Here is a 1,228-nt window from a genome sequence, read left to right as displayed (position 1 = left end):
CGTGAACCAAGGGGTGGGTTGGGGCGGGGGGGGGGGGGGGGGGGGGGTTTTTGGGGGGAAAACCAAAAACCCCACCCACGACCCCTCGACCCACGACCAGGCCGAAGGTGCCCCTTCGTCGCATCAGACGCAGCGAAGGGAGCCTTCACCCCACCCGTCAACCTCACCCAAGATCAACTTAAGCTACGTGACACCGGGCGATCACGACTCGTCGCACGAACGCGCGGAGCGGCAGGCTAGGTTGACCGGATGAGTCTTCTCGATGACGTGGCCGAGCGCGACGGCTGGCGCTGCTGGGTGTGCGACGAGCCGGTCGACCCGGACATGTCGGTGAACGACCCGCGCGGGCCCAGTGTCGACAGCCGGACCGCCGACCGGAAGGCCAAGATCCCCGAGCGGCTCGCGCATCGCGGGTGCAACACCCGCAAGGGCGCGGTCAAGGTGGTCATCGCCTGGCCGGACCGTCTGCACGTGGCCGAACCCGCGCCGCTGATCACGGTCGCCGGACGGCTGGAGCGCAAGGGAGGCCGCGAGCTGGTGGCCCGCTGCCCGACCGAGCAAGACGCCAAAGAGGCGGCGGAATGGCTCGAAGACCGGTTTTCCCGTCTGGTACCCGGATTGCCGGTGACCGCGGGCGTCGAGCCGGGTGGAGGCCAGTTCCTCGTCATCCTGGCCGCCGGCCGCCGGTGACGCGAGCGACGGACCACGTCTATCCACAGAGGACATAGGGTGGTCGCCGCCCGTGGAGCAACCCTTTCGCCGCCTTCGCGCAAGCCCTGAACGAACCATTGTCCGAGCCGTGGCACGCCTGTTCAGTCAGGGGCGTCCTGCCGACGACAGGGCCTTGATCGCTCGGAAAGCGAGGACATCATGGGCAGAACCGGAAAAACATTACCGCGCAGGCTGGTCACGATGGCGGCCGCGGTATTGCCGGCGGCAGGCCTCTCGATCACCGGCTCGGGCACGGCTTCGGCCGCGAACTACTACCATAGAGCGGTAAGGCAAACGTGGCGTTCCGGAGTTGGCGACAGGAGCGGGACTCGCCGACCAGGCACCTTTCCAACTGTTCATAACGGACTTTTTCCGCGGTGACAGTGTCTGACTTGGGTGATTTGCACGGTTCAATGAGAGGGTCGTGGGTGGGGTTTTTGGTTTTCCCCCCAAAAACCCCCCCCCCCCCCCCCCCTCCCCCCCCCCCCACCCCCCGGCCACCAAAAACCTTCCTTTT

General features: G+C 66.8%; 1 protein-coding gene. It reads left to right on the top strand.

The window, feature by feature from the left end; all coding sequences use genetic code 11:
- Nucleotides 1-249 precede the first annotated feature (249 nt).
- The gene (locus AC0685_RS32930; protein ID WP_478229069.1) at nucleotides 250-690 is read left to right on the top strand and encodes a hypothetical protein; all 441 of its coding nucleotides are present in this window, start codon (nucleotides 250-252) and stop codon (nucleotides 688-690) included.
- The last annotated feature ends 538 nt before the right edge of the window (nucleotides 691-1,228 follow it).

Source organism: Amycolatopsis sp. NPDC043889 (assembly GCF_056435645.1).
This window is presented reverse-complemented; position numbering and strand designations above follow the sequence as displayed.

Bases quoted from the DNA above. Each gene is read 5' to 3' on its own strand.
- AC0685_RS32930 (WP_478229069.1), top strand. From the start codon at position 250: ATGAGTCTTCTCGATGACGTGGCCGAGCGCGACGGCTGGCGCTGCTGG.